Origin of the sequence: Clostridium sp. AM27-31LB (genome assembly GCF_003480745.1) — a bacterium.
Taxonomy (GTDB): domain Bacteria; phylum Bacillota; class Clostridia; order Lachnospirales; family Lachnospiraceae; genus Butyribacter; species Butyribacter intestini.
The window spans coordinates 145,541-162,531 of sequence record NZ_QUJS01000003.1 but is presented as its reverse complement, the minus strand read 5'-3'; the positions used below and the strand labels follow the sequence as shown (position 1 = coordinate 162,531).

12 protein-coding genes and 1 pseudogene are annotated in these 16,991 nt (G+C 29.5%); 2 read left to right on the top strand and 11 right to left on the bottom strand.

The features are described 5' to 3' along the window. Positions 1–4: 4 nt before the first annotated feature. Positions 5–997, bottom strand: coding sequence for a hypothetical protein (locus DW721_RS06340; RefSeq protein ID WP_118745189.1), 993 nt, complete (start codon positions 995–997; stop codon positions 5–7). A gap of 272 nt (positions 998–1,269) precedes the next feature. Between DW721_RS06340 and DW721_RS06330 the strand changes: the two genes are divergently transcribed. Continuing rightward, complete coding sequence (locus tag DW721_RS06330; RefSeq protein ID WP_147355385.1) at positions 1,270–1,746, top strand: transposase; 477 nt, start codon at positions 1,270–1,272, stop codon at positions 1,744–1,746. Between the two features lie 151 nt (positions 1,747–1,897). Here DW721_RS06330 and DW721_RS06325 read toward each other — a convergent pair whose 3' ends face one another. After that, positions 1,898–3,082, bottom strand: a complete 1,185-nt coding sequence (locus DW721_RS06325) for a DUF3880 domain-containing protein (RefSeq protein ID WP_118745186.1) — start codon at positions 3,080–3,082, stop codon at positions 1,898–1,900. A 275-nt stretch (positions 3,083–3,357) separates the two neighbouring features. Here DW721_RS06325 and DW721_RS06320 point away from each other — a divergent pair. Beyond that, positions 3,358–3,715: pseudogene (locus tag DW721_RS06320) on the top strand (hypothetical protein); the annotation flags it as partial. A gap of 120 nt (positions 3,716–3,835) precedes the next feature. Here the strand turns inward: DW721_RS06320 and DW721_RS06315 are convergent. Genes DW721_RS06315 through DW721_RS06275 form a run of 9 tightly spaced genes read right to left on the bottom strand, consistent with a single transcriptional unit; the run spans position 3,836 to position 16,978 of the window. Next, a complete protein-coding gene (locus DW721_RS06315) occupies positions 3,836–4,489 on the bottom strand; it encodes a hypothetical protein (protein WP_055945888.1) in 654 nt (217 codons plus the stop codon). Positions 4,490–4,495: 6 nt separating this feature from the next. Beyond that, a complete protein-coding gene (locus DW721_RS06310) occupies positions 4,496–5,200 on the bottom strand; it encodes an IspD/TarI family cytidylyltransferase (RefSeq protein ID WP_055945885.1) in 705 nt (234 codons plus the stop codon). A gap of 1 nt (position 5,201) precedes the next feature. Then, positions 5,202–6,803: an NTP transferase domain-containing protein gene (locus DW721_RS06305; RefSeq protein WP_055945881.1), complete on the bottom strand. Its 1,602-nt coding sequence runs from the start codon at positions 6,801–6,803 to the stop codon at positions 5,202–5,204. A gap of 35 nt (positions 6,804–6,838) precedes the next feature. Further along, on the bottom strand, positions 6,839–9,112 hold the full coding sequence (locus tag DW721_RS16345) for an adenylyl-sulfate kinase (protein WP_243035963.1): 2,274 nt from the start codon (positions 9,110–9,112) through the stop codon (positions 6,839–6,841). Between the two features lie 3 nt (positions 9,113–9,115). Continuing rightward, positions 9,116–11,527, bottom strand: coding sequence for an NTP transferase domain-containing protein (locus DW721_RS06295; RefSeq protein ID WP_055945877.1), 2,412 nt, complete (start codon positions 11,525–11,527; stop codon positions 9,116–9,118). A 15-nt stretch (positions 11,528–11,542) separates the two neighbouring features. Continuing rightward, positions 11,543–12,721: a LicD family protein gene (locus DW721_RS06290; protein ID WP_055945874.1), complete on the bottom strand. Its 1,179-nt coding sequence runs from the start codon at positions 12,719–12,721 to the stop codon at positions 11,543–11,545. Between the two features lie 13 nt (positions 12,722–12,734). Further along, entirely contained in the window at positions 12,735–13,775 is a 1,041-nt protein-coding gene (locus DW721_RS06285; protein ID WP_055945871.1) for a GNAT family N-acetyltransferase, read from the bottom strand. Between the two features lies 1 nt (position 13,776). Continuing rightward, complete coding sequence (locus tag DW721_RS06280; RefSeq protein WP_055945868.1) at positions 13,777–15,123, bottom strand: adenylyltransferase/cytidyltransferase family protein; 1,347 nt, start codon at positions 15,121–15,123, stop codon at positions 13,777–13,779. 52 nt (positions 15,124–15,175) lie between these two features. Next, on the bottom strand, positions 15,176–16,978 hold the full coding sequence (locus tag DW721_RS06275) for a hypothetical protein (protein WP_055945864.1): 1,803 nt from the start codon (positions 16,976–16,978) through the stop codon (positions 15,176–15,178). Between the last annotated feature and the right edge of the window lie 13 nt (positions 16,979–16,991).

Genomic DNA, 16,991 nt, shown 5'->3' with positions numbered 1-16,991 from the left:
AACTTTAGAGACACGCTGCTGATATTTTCTTTATAATCTCTTTTACATAATCCTCTGATTTTGACACTTTCTTTGCTATGTCAGATACTGACATATTGCAATCCGTGTATAAAGTTTCTATCCTGCCTTCTTCTCTGCCTTTCTCAATTCCTTTCTCAATTCCTTTCGCCATCCCTTTTTCCATCCCTTTTTCCATCCCTTTTTCCATCCCTTTTTCCATCCCTTCTACCATTCCTTTTTCCATTCCTTTTTTCCAGCCTCTGTTCATCGCCTGCTCTTCATTAGCTTTTATCTCTTCCTTAAAAAACTCTCTTAATACATCATTCATAATACCTGTCCCTCCATTCTTTATACTGTCAAATAATTCTTGGTTTGACGATACCATTATCCCTAACAATGAATTTATACAATCTTTTTCAAACGGCTCATGCATTTCAAATGCTTTATCTAAAAAATCATCTACAGTACTTCTCTTCAGTCCTCGTTTCAGTGTCTTTAGGAATATATGTTCTTTTTCTCCGACTTCTGCCGTGACTACTACCTGTGTTTTTATAAATCCGTCTTTTTCTATGTAGTATATGCCACTCGTTTTTTCATATACTTTGTAGCTGTTTTCTTTAAACCATCTCAAAAGCTTTTCAGGTTTTCTTTCTCTTACAAGCGTAATCGTGATGCTGTTTATGTCTATATCACCTACATATTTTTCACTGCTTTTGTACAAATATGCGTATGCCATTACTTTGAAATATGTGTCTTCATTTAATGTATCATTTTCAGACTTATACTCCATTATGTTATGTTTCTGAAATATCTGACCTATATCGTTCGCTATTTCAAAGTCGCCTGTTTTTTCCACTACAAGCAAATCTATAAGCAGCGGCTTTCTACTTAGCGGATATTCCCTGTGAAATTCCAGTCTGTCTGCGTACTCTCTAAGCTCCAGTTCCATCGCTGCACAAAATCCCAAATGCCACTGTATATCATTTTCTTTCCCCATAATGTCTCCTTTCCTATATTATACATACCATATAATAAAAATGCAATGTTTTCTCCTACTTTTGCAAACATTTGTTTGTTTTTTGTATTTTCATCATAACACACGAACGAATGTTTGTCAACATACTTTTCCGCATGAAGTATTTACAAAAAGCTGCTGGAAACATGATAAAACTGTGATATTTTGTGGTAGAAAAAAAGATCGCATAAAAGCAATATATCGTGAAAAAGATGGCATAGTTTTATTATATAAACGACTTACAGGTTCAGGAGTTGACTGTTCAGGTCAAATATGTTAATGGGATGCCCTTGTACCGTCAGGAAAAAGACTGGCTGCAGTATGGTTTTGAACTTAGCCGTGCAACAATGGCGAACTGGGTTATAGAATGTACCAATAAGTATCTGCGTGTATTGTACGAATTTTACCACAGACTGCTGTTAAGCAGAGGGTTTACTATGGCATATGAAAGCCCTATACAAGTCTTGAAAGAGGAAGGACATGAAGCAACGGCAAAATCATATGTTATAGGTAGAAAGGGATGGCTTTTCAGTGACAGTCCTGAAGGTGCAGAGGCAAGTGCCATATCATACAGCATAGCCGAAACAGCATTAGCGAATGGATTAAATGTATATAAATATATAACATATGTATTAGAGAAACGACCTACTGAAGAAATGGCAGACAGTGAATTAGAAAAGCTGTTACCATGGAATGATAAAGTTTTTGAAATGTGTAAAATCGAAAGATAGATAAAGACAAAAAATAACTTAGCATAAAGAGTAAAATAATATTTATGCTAAGTTATTTTAGAATGTACGCCTGAGTTTTTTGCACTTACTCTGTATGAGCATTTTCCAAATAATAATGCATATTAATCTCTTTTCACACCCTCTCACTCCTTTATCTCCTCCTATGTTCCCCAAGTCTAAACATCTGCTCAAGTCTCAGCGGATATGTATGATACTTACTAACCTTCTCATACCCATTATGAGCAATTTCCCTACATACATCCATATGAGATAAATAATATCTTATCTTTTCTTCCAATTCTTCAATGCTGGAATAGATATCCAGTTCTTCCCCTTGCAAAAACTCATTCAATAAATCAGACTGATAATTGCATAGCACAAATCCCTCACATGCAAGCAAGTCAAATATTCTTAACGGTATTCCACTTCGTATAGGTTTTGATGTCGGGTTTAAGTTTATCGTACTCTTATTAAAGACTATCGGCATCTGAGTGTGTGTCATTATAGTTCCGTGATTTTTAAGCTTAGGTATTTCCTTTGTATCACTCGCTGTATAAATGTCAACTTCAAATTTTTCAGATAAATATTTAAATGTATCCACACGCTCCATAGCTGTAATCTTATTGCCAATGTAAAACTGTGCGAGTGTTCTTTTCTTTGTAAGTAAATCCTCTTCTCCCGCCAGATAATATCCATCATAATTTTTTACAAATTCATCTACCAGTTCATCACTCAAAAGTTCTTCTACAAAGTAATATCCATAAATCTTCTCCTGTGCTTTCATAATCCCATGAAGGTAACCTGATATTTTCGGTGATAAGTTTTTGACCTTGTCATACGGACATTTCTCAGTATATAACGAGCCTACAAAACTGATATTGTGTGTGTACTTTTCTACATCAGATAATGAAGCATTTCTTATTGCATTCTGATAGAAGTCACAATCAGCAGCTAAAGGAAGATAAAAGATATTGTATGGATTGTAAACTGATATTTCTCTGTATAACTCCGAGTCAAATATAAATAACCTGTTGCACCTGTTTTTAATGGTCTTTGAATATAATTCAAGAACCGGAGCATCTACTATCCAACTGTAATACAATAATTTATATACTCTGGCAATTTCAGAAAGTGCCGGATAATAATTTATACTGAATATAATATCCGCATTTGACTTCTCCATTCCCATAACAACAGCATCTAAAATTTCCTGACCTGATGGCGACTTATTTTCTACTTCCAGTACAACTTCATATACAGTATGTCCAAGTTCTTTCAATCCACGGATAACTGCATCCTCACATATACTGTTATAACGATATATTAATATGTTCATATGTACTTTCCTTCATAGTTGTTCAAGCATTAAAATTTCATTACAAATTTATGTAAATCTCTGCCTTTTCACAACAACATCTTCATTTTCATTAATTTTACTTTGTCGCCTGCTCATAAGTATAAAATGCTCAAGCATAAATTCCAAAATAACATAAGTGTAAAAAACTCTGTTATGCCAAACATTAGTTGCAACACACCGACCTAATAAGATATAATATTAGTAATAAACAAGATATGTTACACATGAACAAACATTATGAACCATAATTCAAGATAAAGATTGTCCGACTTCATCTTGTTGAGGGATGTTCCCTCAAAAGGCTTGCAACTGAATATGATATATCAAAAGCAATCATATAGAGCTAGACAAAACAGTTCACAAATATATGAATGCCGAAATGCAACTGTTTTCAATATTCAGAAAAAAGAAACCTGCATATGAATATGTTATTGCTCACAAAGTTTATGATAACAAGCTGACTAGAGTTTTCTTGCAAATGCAATAAATCAAGAATGGTATACGGCTTTTACTTATCTATTTTTAACAAATGACAGTAAGCGTTATAATTGCACTATTATTAATCTTCATGTTCGAAGTGTTATCGCAAGCATAACGGATAAAAATATAACCATGTACATACGCATTCTTATAATAATTACAAAACGCCTTACGAGGCTCGCTACGAGCTTGTATAACCTCTGTGGCAAAATATTAGGTCATAGTGTTACAAAAAAAGCTTGACCACAACATCTAAATAAAAAATCTTTGTTTGTTCATATTTTTTTCATACCACTTCATTCTAGTATCTATTTGCTTATCTATATATTTGTTATTCAAATTGTATAAGTCCTTACTATCCATAATAAACTTCAAAATAATCGGATATATAAAACCTATCAATAAACTCAACAAAATACTAATTATATATTGAATAAACTCTGTATTATTCATCTGTAACCCAAATAGCCATTCTAATATATATAATAATAACTCTACCAATCCACAAGAGCCAACAATCATTGCTGAATAATATAGCAATATATTAAATAACTTCCAAATATTATTATCTATTTTATTTCTAAATTTTGCATCATTTTCTCTCATATGTATATAATCAAATACTAATATCATATATAACTTCTCTGGCTCTTTTTCTAATATTTTTATCACATATGTTGGAATACATTCTATGTATTTTTTCCTTTTTTTGTTAATAAATTCTTTACAAAAATCACCACTATTTTTCTTTTTTTTATATTTAACATAAAATGGTATTAATATCTTTCTATAATATTTTTCTTTCAAGCTAATCTTGGTACTATTCTTCTTTAAGTCAAAATAAAATTTTATTACACAAATAAGTGCACTTAAAATACCTGTAAAAACTGTAAAAAATTCTTCCATGTTACTCTATCTCTCCATCCTCTCTCTTAACACATACCCCTCAAATAATTTAACATCTTCCTTTGTTGTTATCTTTATATTCGTCTGATTTCCTTTTGAAAAATAAATTGTCTCTCCTAGCGCATACATCAATGAAGTCGTATGCGGCTCAACTTTATCAAGTAATTTCTGCTCTACTGCTCTCCTATATAACCCTGTTATATAGGCAAATTTATATACATGTGGAACATTCAGTCCCATAACTTTATCCCTATCAATCCATTTTGTTGACTTTATACCATCATCGTTTGAACCCGCTAATAAAAAAAACGGTGTTGCCGATGTTGCATTTCCTTTTTCATCACACACTTTTATTGCATCACTTATTATTTCATTTTCCACAAATGGTGATGCAGCATAATGAATCAATACATTATCATCTTCCTCTAATTTCCCGTTTAATTCATTGATTCCATTTAAAACTGAGTGTTGAAAATCTTTTCCCCCACTAACTATCCATTTTACTTTTGTATATTTACTGCATAATTCTATACATTTTTCTTTGTATGCATCTAAACATACTACCTCTATTGCATCAATTTCTCGATGATTTTGAAATTTTTCTATTGTGTATGCAATTATTGGTTTTCCTAATACCTCTATAAATTGTTTAGGTGTCTCTGCTCCTACCCTTGAACCTATTCCACCCGCTAATATAATAGCAATATTCATCTTATTTTTTCCTCTTTTCCTCGTTCAATTCTTTAATATACTTAAGCACTATTGGCGAATACTTTTTACAACTTCTGTATGCTGGCAGAAAGAAAAATCCATCATCATCATTTACAGAACCTTTATACAGTCCCCAACAAAACCAGTACCAGCCTGTCAATACCACATAAGCTAAATAATGACAATATTCTTTAAAATCAGGTTTCCTCTGTAAATACATTGCTACCACACTTTTTATTTCTTCTTCCGTATAATCATCTCTACAACAAATACATGCAATATCTGCTGCTTCATCATTTATTCCAGCATATTCCCAGTCAATCAAATATAATTTATTGTCTTCTGTAAATAAATAATTGGGTTCATATGTATCATTGTGAGATAAAACCATATTTCCTATATTATCTGTTTTCAAATACCCATTAATTATTTTAACCTTTTCATATAAATCGGAGAACTCATCAAACAAGTCACCTTTAGACTTAGAAGCTATCCCCATAAGTTTCTCCGCCTCAACAAATGTGTCAAACATTTTTATGTTAGCATCACATTCCACCGAATGTAGTTTTCTAATATAATCAATAGCATTCTGTAAAATTGCTTTGTCCCTTTTAAAATCAAAATCTATTGTTTTATCTATAAACTTTGATATTTTCCATCCCGATTTATCTATATAAATAATTGATTTATCTATTCCAATCTCCTTAGCTTTATTTTGAGCATAGCACTCCGCTTCACGATCCACTAAATTTCCCGAAGTATTTCCGGGATGTCTATATACATATGTTTTATCATTCATCTCAAACTTGAATGAAACATTAGTCAACCCTTTCTGAATAACTTCAATATTATCAATTTCATTTGCCTTGCCACCTAAGTATTTGCAAATATTATTAACAATAGAAGAATCAATATTATTTAAAAATTCTGAATCAAACCTTCTCAAATCATCTAATGACTCAAATTCCAATATATCTTCATCACTGAATTCACATGCATACAGTGTTAGTTCACTAATGTGCTTGGCATAAAACTCTTCCCAAAACAAATCCGCAACCCTAAATTCATTTATTTCATTCTCAAGAAATTCACAAAACATTTTAGAAAATTTTTCAGTAAAATAAGCATGTCCTACCATTGCAAAGCTGTTTTTTCCACCTATTGATACTTCAGTTATAACCTCACAATCGCTCTTTTTAATTGCAAATTCATTAAAACATCCTTTTTTCCATACACATGCCCTATATGAATAATCCTTTTCTGCTAAAAATGGATTTTCTACAAAATAATGATCCGCACAACATATATATGTATTCTTCATATGCTTCCGGGCTACAAAAAGTGAATATAAGTTTCCCTTATTTTCAAATTTGTTGTTAGAAATAAGGCAAACATCATACTTATCTTCAAGATAAAAATATCTTTCTTTCATAAAACCTACAACAATATAAATTTCATTTACACCAGCTTCTTTCAATTGTTTTATCTGACGCTCAATCAATCTTTCTCCCCTTACGACAAACAAGCCTTTTGGCTTTTCATAAGTAAATGGTGCAAATCTGCTTGATTTTCCAGCTGCCAAAATAATCGCATTTTTTTCCATACTATTTTCCTCAAATAATCTATACTCTCTTTATCTTATATATCAAACTTTTCTGAAATTTTATTAATAATTTGTTCTGGAGACTCATTTCCATTATTATCTATTATAACCTCTGGATTCTTAGGCTCTTCAAACGGTATGTCCATTCCCATAACATTACTAATTTCTTTTTTTAACACTCTCGAATATAATTGTTTCTGATCCCTTCGAATCAATTCATCAATTGAGACTCTTAAATAAATCTCATGATAATTTTCAATATTATCATGATTCCACTGTCTACACTCATCATACATTGCAATAACACAAATTACAACATCTATCCCTTGTTCTGAAAGCATCTTGCATAAACGTCCATGCTGTAAGGCAAGATTTAACCGCCCTTCATTACTATAATCTTTTGTCTGGTATACTTCACGGAGTACATCTCCATCCAAAAAAATAACATTGTCTTTTTTGTCTTTAATTCTATTGTACAACAACTTTCCAATTGTTGTCTTTCCAGCACCAGAAAGCCCTGTAATCCAATATACATTGCCTTTTTCTTTTTTGTATAATTTTAATGCATTAGCGAATTCCGGTATTTCTTTAATATTCAAAAAATAATTACCAGCTAGTCTTCTTAATTGCTCAATTCTATCTTTATACTCAGCACAATCAATTAAATTTATATTTTCATTTTCCAATTTATAATAAATTTCTTTTCCATTAGCTATCTTAATAAATTTATCAAATTTAGTCACCACACATCTATATGCCATACCATAAATATGATTATTCTCTTTAATAGTTTTATTTACTCTTGATTTATTATATAAATCAACATCCTGTAATAATGCATACTTATCAACAGCCTTTTGAATATATCCTTTTTCATTTGTTAATATAAATTTTATTACATATATCATATTTTTATAAGACAATATTTCTTCTATTTTCGCAGGTTTTATATTTCCACCATCAATGATGCAAAAAGTTCTTATCTTTCTTTCCAAAAAATTCCATTCATTGCGCATAAAATTAATACCATGATCTGACATATATATTTTTACAATATTATTTGGTATTATTTCATTATAAAATTTAAGTTCCTCATTAATATATTTATAATTACATTCAATCTGATTAGAATTAATTGCCTCCTTAAATTTGTATGAATAATTTTCTCCTACTCCAAATGATATAAATGGTCTATGTGTCTCACATATTGTATGTACGATTACAAAGAGTGGAACTTTTGTGTCTATAATTTTTTGTAACATTTTCCAATATGTATCACACATCGAAAAAGAAAATTTATCATCATCAAAAACTGATTCATCTTCTAAATATATATATTCTTTTTCAATATGATTATCCGCAACATGACCTATATATTTAAACTCATATCCTGCATCTCTAATTTCTCTTAAAAGCTTACTGTTTTCTTCTGATATTTTTTTCTTGGAAAACAAATAATCATCAATTCTTTGTGTTTCTTGAAATATAGTATGCATTGTCGGATGAGTATTAGGACAACTTGAATAAACTCTTTCAAAAAAAAGAGACTCATCTTTTTTATTATGTAGATATGGTATATATTTTAATTTTTCAAATGGAACTGCATCTATCCAATACATTATTATATGATTTAAATTTTGATTATTAATATAATGCTTTATACTATTAATTAATTGTTTTAAGTTATTTTTAACGTCTGAATATACCATATAATTACTATATTTATTATTTATATATATATCAATATACTTAAAAGCAGAAACAAAATCTTTTAATACTAATAGACTATTTATCAACAATACTAAATTTTCTTCTGACTTATTAGCTTCATATTTGCTTTTCAAATAAAGAGAAGTCTCATAGAACCCTTTCCTATAAAAGTAATAAGGCGCCGTTAATATTATATTTTTCTTTTCTAATTCATCATATAAATCAACTAAATTTATTTTATTCCCATCGTAATCTTTTTTCATTTCTTTTCTATATGAAAATGATGATATTACCACTGAATCATACTTTATTTTTTCTTGCATATTTTTATTAATTATTTTAATGCCTTCAATTTCTTCTCCACACAATATATCATCAACAATTGCCAAAATATTAATTTTGCTTAAATACCCTTCTCTTTTTATATTATCCAGAAAATGTTCAGTATGTATGCCAGCACCTCGTATAATCACTCTTTTTCCTTCTAATTTATAAATCATTTCTAAAAAACTTTTTTTAATCTCATTTTCTAAAAAATCATGATTTCGAAACTCTTTTAAACCACTAACTATTTTATTAAATTCATTTTCTATGTTCATATTTTAATACCTTTCTAATTCCCAAAAATCATTTATTTCCTTATCTAAAAATGTATATGATAATTTTTTTTCAGGTAATTTATTCTTAAGTTTTAAAACTCTATCTATATCTATATTTTTTTGAGATAATAGTTTAACTATTTTTGCAACAATATCTAATGCATTATCATCCCAATTATACCTGGCTATTTCCTGCGTTCCTATACGGATTCCATAGCCGTTAAATAATTCTTTCACTTTTTTATTTAATGTAACTTCACATCTATATGCATTATCATATATAGTATTCATCAAATTTTCATCACATCTTATAAAAATTTGATGTGTATATGATATTTGCCCATTTACTCTTGCAATATCATAACCAGCCTCTTGCAGCTTTTCACCTAAATAATTAGAACAATGTACCATATGTGCCATATAATCAACACCATACATTTCAAATTCTATCAAAGCAAATAATAAAGAGATCTTTTGATGCATCTGAGAATGTCTTAAATATTTAGGATTAATTTGTGTTTCCATTCTATCATGTAAATATTTTTCATTTGTCATTATTAGTCCTGATGCTGGTCCGGGAAAAGTCTTATGTGTTCCTGCAAACATAATTACATTATCCATATTGTCTAAAGGATTTTTGCATAATTTTGCAGCAATCAATCCTAGTAATTGACTACAGTCCCACATTAATACACATGATGAGGTATCTATTTTTTCCAAATCAAAAGCTTTAATTATATCTGACGGTGCTAATAATATATACTGAATCTTTTCTCTTTTTACCATATCATTTAATTCTTCATATTTTAAATCTAAATTCTTAACAGAAAATGGTGCAATAAAAGTCTTTAATCCTAATCTTTCTACAACTGGTTTTACTGATGCATGCCCGCCATGCTCTTTTCCCAATATCATAATTTTATCACCTGGTTTGCATACTGTTTTTACAATCATATCAATACAGTTCATTCCACTAAACGGTCTGGCATCTGTATATCTTGCCCCAAACATTATGCTGCATATTTCTGATATCTTTTGATAAAATGGAAACAATTTTTCACAACCGATAAAATTATCTTCCATATTAAAAGAATATGTATTATTCATGATATATCGTTCTTGAAATCCATATGTCAAAGGCAAATTTACAAATTTCGATATCACATTTTCTGCTGCACATAAAGGTAAGGCTCTTTTATGATAATCTATGAATTCCTTTGAATACTCATATACTTGTTTCAAATCTTTTTTTATATTATAGTCATTTTTCCCCATTACTTTAATACTTTTGTCTATTTTGTATAATCTTACGAACTTCTTTTTAATATCTCTACATAAATAATATACATAACCTTCATAAGAAATTTTATAATTGTCATTTTCAGCCACATCACAGATATAGAAACAATCTCTAAATTTAAATCTAAATAAAGTTTTCTTTATTTTTCTTAATGACTCAATATCTATAATTTCATCCTCTCTTGCCCCCAACATATAGCATACTTGGCGCATTATATTAGATTCAGAATTCACTAAATATTTCTTGTCGAATTTTCTCAATTCCTCTAATGAATCAAATTCATATATCACATTTTCATCACATAATTTCGCATACATATACAACTCTTTCAAATTTTCATCTTGTATATCAGCCCAAAATTTATTATATGTTTCTGGTAAATCATATATTGCATCCAAAATTTTAATCAAATTATTCGAAAATCTCTGATTAAAAAAAGCGTAACCTAATGTTACCCAAATATCATAACATCTATCACCATACATGGTATTTAATATTCTATCATCCTCATCTAATATAATACCTCTCTCCGCGGTTTTTCCTCTTTTATAAACAGCAGTATAATATGCATCATAAGCATATTTTTGAAAAATATTTTCTTTAAAATATAAATCTGAAGATGTAATTATTGAATTTTTCAAATACTTTCTAGCTGCATAAATACTTGAATGATTATTTTTTTTCTCATATTCCTTTGTTTCTATTAATATAACACCAAATTTATCGATTAAATATTTAAATTGTTCTTTCATATATCCAACTACTATTATAATTTCATCTATTCCTTTTTCTCTAAGTTGAAGTATCTGTCTTTCAATCAAAACCTGTCCCTTAACTTTTAACAACCCTTTGGGTTTTTCAAAACTTAAAGGCACAAATCTTGTTGACATACCTGCTGCCAATATTATTGCATTTTCTATCTCATGTTCTTTTAATATTTTTTCCCCTGTTATAGAAACTCTACTATCAATTAAGTAGCCTTTATCTGATAATTTTTTTTTTGCAACTTTAATTTTCTCTACATCCTTGTATAATTTAATTGCCAATTCTTTTTCAGTCAATTTATCATTTTCATATAACATATTTATTATGTCAAATTCTATTTTGCTTAACAATTAAAATTCCCCCTTTTATCTATAATAAACTTTAATCTTTTTATCTAATTTTTTCTCAATAGAAGGTATCTCCATATAATCACCATAATCCGTTCTTAAAATTTTGTCATATCCCTTAGGAATCCAAAAATTATATTGCTCAAATTTCGCTAGTTTTCGTTCTAAATAATCTTCTTTTAACATCACTCTCGATTTATTACCATTAAATCCAAATGTTCCACAATATACACATGAAACATATCTACTATTTTTTATATCATACCTTTTAATAGCATCTTTTATCTTATTTACCATATATTCGTACAATTCTTTTTTATATTCCATTGTTCCATACGGAATAACTACTTTCTGTTTCCATTCATTTCCTATATTTTCTAATTCTTGTGAAAATTCTAACTGTTTATCCTCATTTTCTGGTACTCCTCCCAACGGCCATATATCCATTCCTATTCCCATATCTACACGTAAAGGAAAATTTCTTTCTTCATATCTATAATGTTTAGATGTCAACTTTGATATCGTACTTATAAATGGATGATTATTTTCACTAAATATACTTTTAAATTCATATTTTTTTATTCCACTCAACATTTTACAACATTTAAGATAATCTCCCGCCGGCATAATTACATCAATATCATCATCCCATGGAATAATACCCCCATGTCTTATTGCACCAATTAAACTCCCACTATATAAAACATAATATAAATTATTATCTTCACAAAATTCATGAAACCATTTTAGTATATCTAACATTTCATCATGTACTTCTTTTAATTCAATATTGTGATAGCTATCTTTCCATTCCAGACAATCCTCTTTAGCCTTATAATTATATACATCTATACTTATTATTTTCTTAATAATTCTGTTTTTGCTGGAATATTTAATATCTAAAATGCATTTTTCATATTGTCCTCTTTCGCATAACAATACACTATCATCATCAATCTTTGTTTCAAATTCTTTAATATCAATTACAGGAATTCCTAAAAATTTTTTATCCAATTTATCATTTCTTATATCAACAATAGCAATTATGTTTATCTGTTTTTCCAATAAATATGTAATAAACAATTTAGCAGGTGAGCTATACTGATATATATATATTTTTTTCTTAAATAAATTAAACTCTTTTATTTTTTTTTCCAAATTACTAAATGCAAACTCAGCACATGTTTTAAATTCCATATATTTCCTCCAATTAACAACAATATGTTCCAGTCCATATAGGATGAATTTTTACTCCAAAACATTTTTTGAAATCAGATAATCCTTTAGTTTTCCCATTTCTTGCCCATAAATATATCCCACCTGTTTCAAACCAAAAATATTCATATTCATCGCTATATAATTTCTTAACCTCTAACATTACTTTCCATAATAAATATTTATTTACTCCATCTTCTTTGTCATTTTCAGATGCCCCCCACCAATAATATGCTGTATTTTTGAATAACAAAATTACTGTTGCTGCAACAACTTTATTTTCATGCTCATCAACCAAAAAATATACTTTACACAAATCCTTTGGCATTAAATTAAAAAATATATTTTCATTATACTCATCTCTTATAATAGCATGTTCACAATTTGTCCTTGTATAGGTCATTTTATGTAACTTTACATATATATCAAAATCTTCTCTTGTAGAATCTGCCATTCTCACTATATATCTCTTTTCATTTGAAATCTTACGAATTGCCTGTCTTGTTGTCTGCTCACAATCTGCCAGCATAGTTTCTATATTCTTTTTTAAATCAACCACTGCAGTATACCTAACAGATGGTCTGTACCCAAAAAACATTGTCTGATTTATCAAATTTCCTTTTTGTGGCTGCATCAATTCACACAATGGTGGAATAGCGATTTCCATAGCATTATAAACATTATATTTTTTATATAATTCATCTATATATTCTTTAAATCCTTTTACCAATTTATTAAATTCTTTTCTATGTAATCCGTCTTTATATACGAACCCCCACCTTGAATGAAGTCTAGCCCTTAACTCGCTATTCCCATTATCTGTGATTTTTTTATACTCCAAATGTAATTGCATTATCATAACTATCTCTTTCCGATCTTCATCAAAAATCGCAAAAGATTTATTTTTATCATTTTCCCAGCGATCCAATGCTATAACATCATAAAGATGATATGCATATCCACCCTTATTTTTATATACAAAATCGTCCCATTCTTCCGAATCAACCTCGCTATATTGTAAAATTTTCGTTTTCATGTTACTCTCCTTTTTTCAAAATAGCAGTGTCTTCATCTTTACTTTCAAATCTTTCCATAACATATCCTATAAAACATGACACTTCAGATGATAATAATACATTTCTATCCTTTGTTCTTATCTCTCGCATAAACTCTGCAATCTCATATCGTTCTCCTGTACCATCAATCTTATAAAAGTATCTTTTATTATCATTAAAATTTTCAAAACGGACTTCAAAATACTCGGTTTTCCACCACGGTGACGGTACATATATATATCCTTTCGTACCAGAAATAACCAAATCACCTTCTGATTTGACTCCATATCCTACCTTTAAGTTTGCAATACCGTTTTTATACAATAAACTTATTTGTGTAAAAATATCTATTCCCTTTTTTTCATCAATATCTGTTACAAAACTGCATTTTTTATAATCTAAACCAAAAATTTTTAAAACAGGTAATAATACAAACGGTCCCCAGTCCGTAAAACTCCCCCCCGCATTTTCCTTATTATAAAACCATTTATTTGATGGCTGCATTGATGTACAAGTAGCATCGATTGCTTTTATATCACCTATAATCCCACCTTTCACAAGAACAACCAATCTGTTAAAAGCTTTCATATAAGCTGTTTTAAGTGCTTCAAACAATACAATCCCTTTTTTCTTTGCATAATCATACAATTTTTTTGTCTGTTCTTTTTTCAACGATATTGGAGATTCGCACATAACATGGCAAGCATTATCTAATGCTTTTTTTACATAATCCCCTCTTGCTGCCGGTCCTGTCAATATATAAACCACATCAGATTTTTTAAGCATATCTTCTATATCTTTTTCTTTTGCAAACTTTATATCTGCACTATCCTCATATAATACAGGTTCACATATATCACCTATGGTAACTCCGCTTACAAATTTAGACTCAGACACAAATTTATCTATCATTGTGCCTTTTCCTATAATTCCCATAATTACAGACTGCTGTTTTTCTCTTATTTCTGAACTTGAAATTCCTTTTGTCCTATCAATATAAACAACATCGCAATATTCTTTAAGATAATCAAAATCACCTTTCCAGTCTGAACCTATAGCAAATATATCTATATCATATTTCTGTATATCATCTATCTTCTGCCCCTCATACTCTTCAACTATTATTTCATCAGCATAGCCGGATTCTTTTACATTTTTAATTCTTTCCATCAATGATTGCTGAACATTCAACTTTCCCCTGTTGACATCAAAATCTTCTGATGTTACCCCTACTATAAGGTAATCTCCAAGTTCTTTTGCTCTTTTTAACAAATTTTGATGACCATAATGAAACAAATCAAATGTTCCATATGTAATTACTTTTTTCAAGTTCATCACCTCACAATCACTGATATTACAATTCATATTAATTTAATACAAATCAATATGTTAATTTCAAAAATTTAGGAAACTCAATTTTATAATTATTATTTATCTCTTCGGCATATGCCATACCCTCTGGAGTATCAATAATATTATCACGATGATTTCCCATGCGATACACTTCTTTAACTCCTGTATTAGTAACTGCATATAAATAATCTTTTGATATAAAACCTGCTATTCCATCAATGTAATCAGTAAGTCCTTTTTCTTCGGCTACATCTCTGAAAGCCTTGTTATGCGTACTATAATACTGGAACTGTGCAATTTTTCTCTCTGGTAATTTATAATTTCTCTCCCATATAAAATCTTTAAATATCCTATTAAAGTCCACTAGTGATGCAACTTCATCATATTCTTTATGTTCTATGCCTGGCCCTTTTATAGCCATTACACAATGAGTCGAACGATCTGGATAATTATAATAATCAAAAAACGGTACACATTTCTCCTCATCATATACAATCTGAGAATGGTCACTAAATATAACTGTATAGCCATTATCAGCTACTATGTTTTTAAAATAGTCAAGTTGAAGATTTACATAGTCAAGACAATCAGCTAATTGTCCCTCTATAAATTCTGACATATCTACTATTCCAACATCTTTAAATCCCATCGGCACCGGTTTTTTTCTATGAAATCCGCATAACAATGGAAAGTGAAGTTCCCATGGATAGTAAAGATAATTAAATGTTTTTTCACTACTCTCAGCCGTATCACATGCCATCTTCCATAATTTATCTGTAAAATGTATCTGATCTACATAATTCACCCTGCTATCTTCTCTTATAATTCTCCACTCTCCTGATGAATAAAGGTTTATTTTATAATTTCTGTCTATAGCTTCCATCATAACCGGAAACTCTTCGGGAGCAAATATAAAACGATCTTCATAAACATTCTCAGTAAACGGCATCTTTCCTGTGGTTACACTATACATACTCTCATATGTTGTAGGTGCAGTGGAATATATATTTTTAAAAACTGCAGAATCTTTTAAATAATCTTTAAGTACCTTATATCTCCCAGGATTTTCATTATCAAATACATCAATAGCTCTTAATGCATCAATATAGTGTATTGTAATGTCATCTTTTCTTTCCGAATTTTTCCTTGCTACATCAGCAATTATATTTAAAAGTTTTTCTTTAAACTCCGCTAATAAACTGCTTTCCTTATAACCATTTTCTATATACTCATCTATATACTTTATTCCATAATAAAAATCTTTTATATGCATATACGAAGCAATGAGTTTCCGCAAAACATCTGCTTTTTTATCATCCTCCGCCTGTTCATATTCAATTCTTACATCATATAACTCCGAATAAAAACTTCTTTCTTCAAAGAAATTATAATGTATATCTATTCCTCTATCTCTTAGTTCCTGATATATATCCAGACTTTCTATTCCGAGTCCGAATTTTTCCAAGCTCTTCTTTATGGATTCACCACTTGAACGTGATGAAATAATTACTAAATCTAAATTGTATTTTTCAATATCCTCTGGAGCTATGATAGGATGTCCAAAGTATTCTTTTCCCTGTATCTCCTTACATGAATCAATCAAACATACGACTCCCTGAAGACAACTTGCATACTTTGTTAGAAGGACAGCTGCATGACTTGTAAGGGAGTTATTATATCCCGCCCCCCATAAAGCAATTCTTCCTTTCAAACATTTCTGCTGCAATAATCCAAGTATAATATTGTGTATCTGGACACTGTCTATAAAGTCATTTCTAATAAGACCATATTCCTCAATCAATTCATTGCACTTTTTATCATAGTATCCCATATTTTATGCCTTT

Excerpts from the sequence above, each read along its gene's own strand:
- DW721_RS16345 (WP_243035963.1), bottom strand. The coding sequence starts at position 9,112 with ATGAACATAGAAAATGAATTTAATAAAATAGTTAGTGGTTTAAAAGAG.
- DW721_RS06305 (WP_055945881.1), bottom strand. The coding sequence starts at position 6,803 with ATGGAAAAAAATGCGATTATTTTGGCAGCTGGAAAATCAAGCAGATTT.
- DW721_RS06315 (WP_055945888.1), bottom strand. The coding sequence starts at position 4,489 with ATGGAAGAATTTTTTACAGTTTTTACAGGTATTTTAAGTGCACTTATT.
- DW721_RS06340 (WP_118745189.1), bottom strand. The coding sequence starts at position 997 with ATGGGGAAAGAAAATGATATACAGTGGCATTTGGGATTTTGTGCAGCG.
- DW721_RS06325 (WP_118745186.1), bottom strand. The coding sequence starts at position 3,082 with ATGAACATATTAATATATCGTTATAACAGTATATGTGAGGATGCAGTT.
- DW721_RS06310 (WP_055945885.1), bottom strand. The coding sequence starts at position 5,200 with ATGAATATTGCTATTATATTAGCGGGTGGAATAGGTTCAAGGGTAGGA.
- DW721_RS06275 (WP_055945864.1), bottom strand. The coding sequence starts at position 16,978 with ATGGGATACTATGATAAAAAGTGCAATGAATTGATTGAGGAATATGGT.
- DW721_RS06285 (WP_055945871.1), bottom strand. The coding sequence starts at position 13,775 with ATGAAAACGAAAATTTTACAATATAGCGAGGTTGATTCGGAAGAATGG.
- DW721_RS06290 (WP_055945874.1), bottom strand. The coding sequence starts at position 12,721 with ATGGAATTTAAAACATGTGCTGAGTTTGCATTTAGTAATTTGGAAAAA.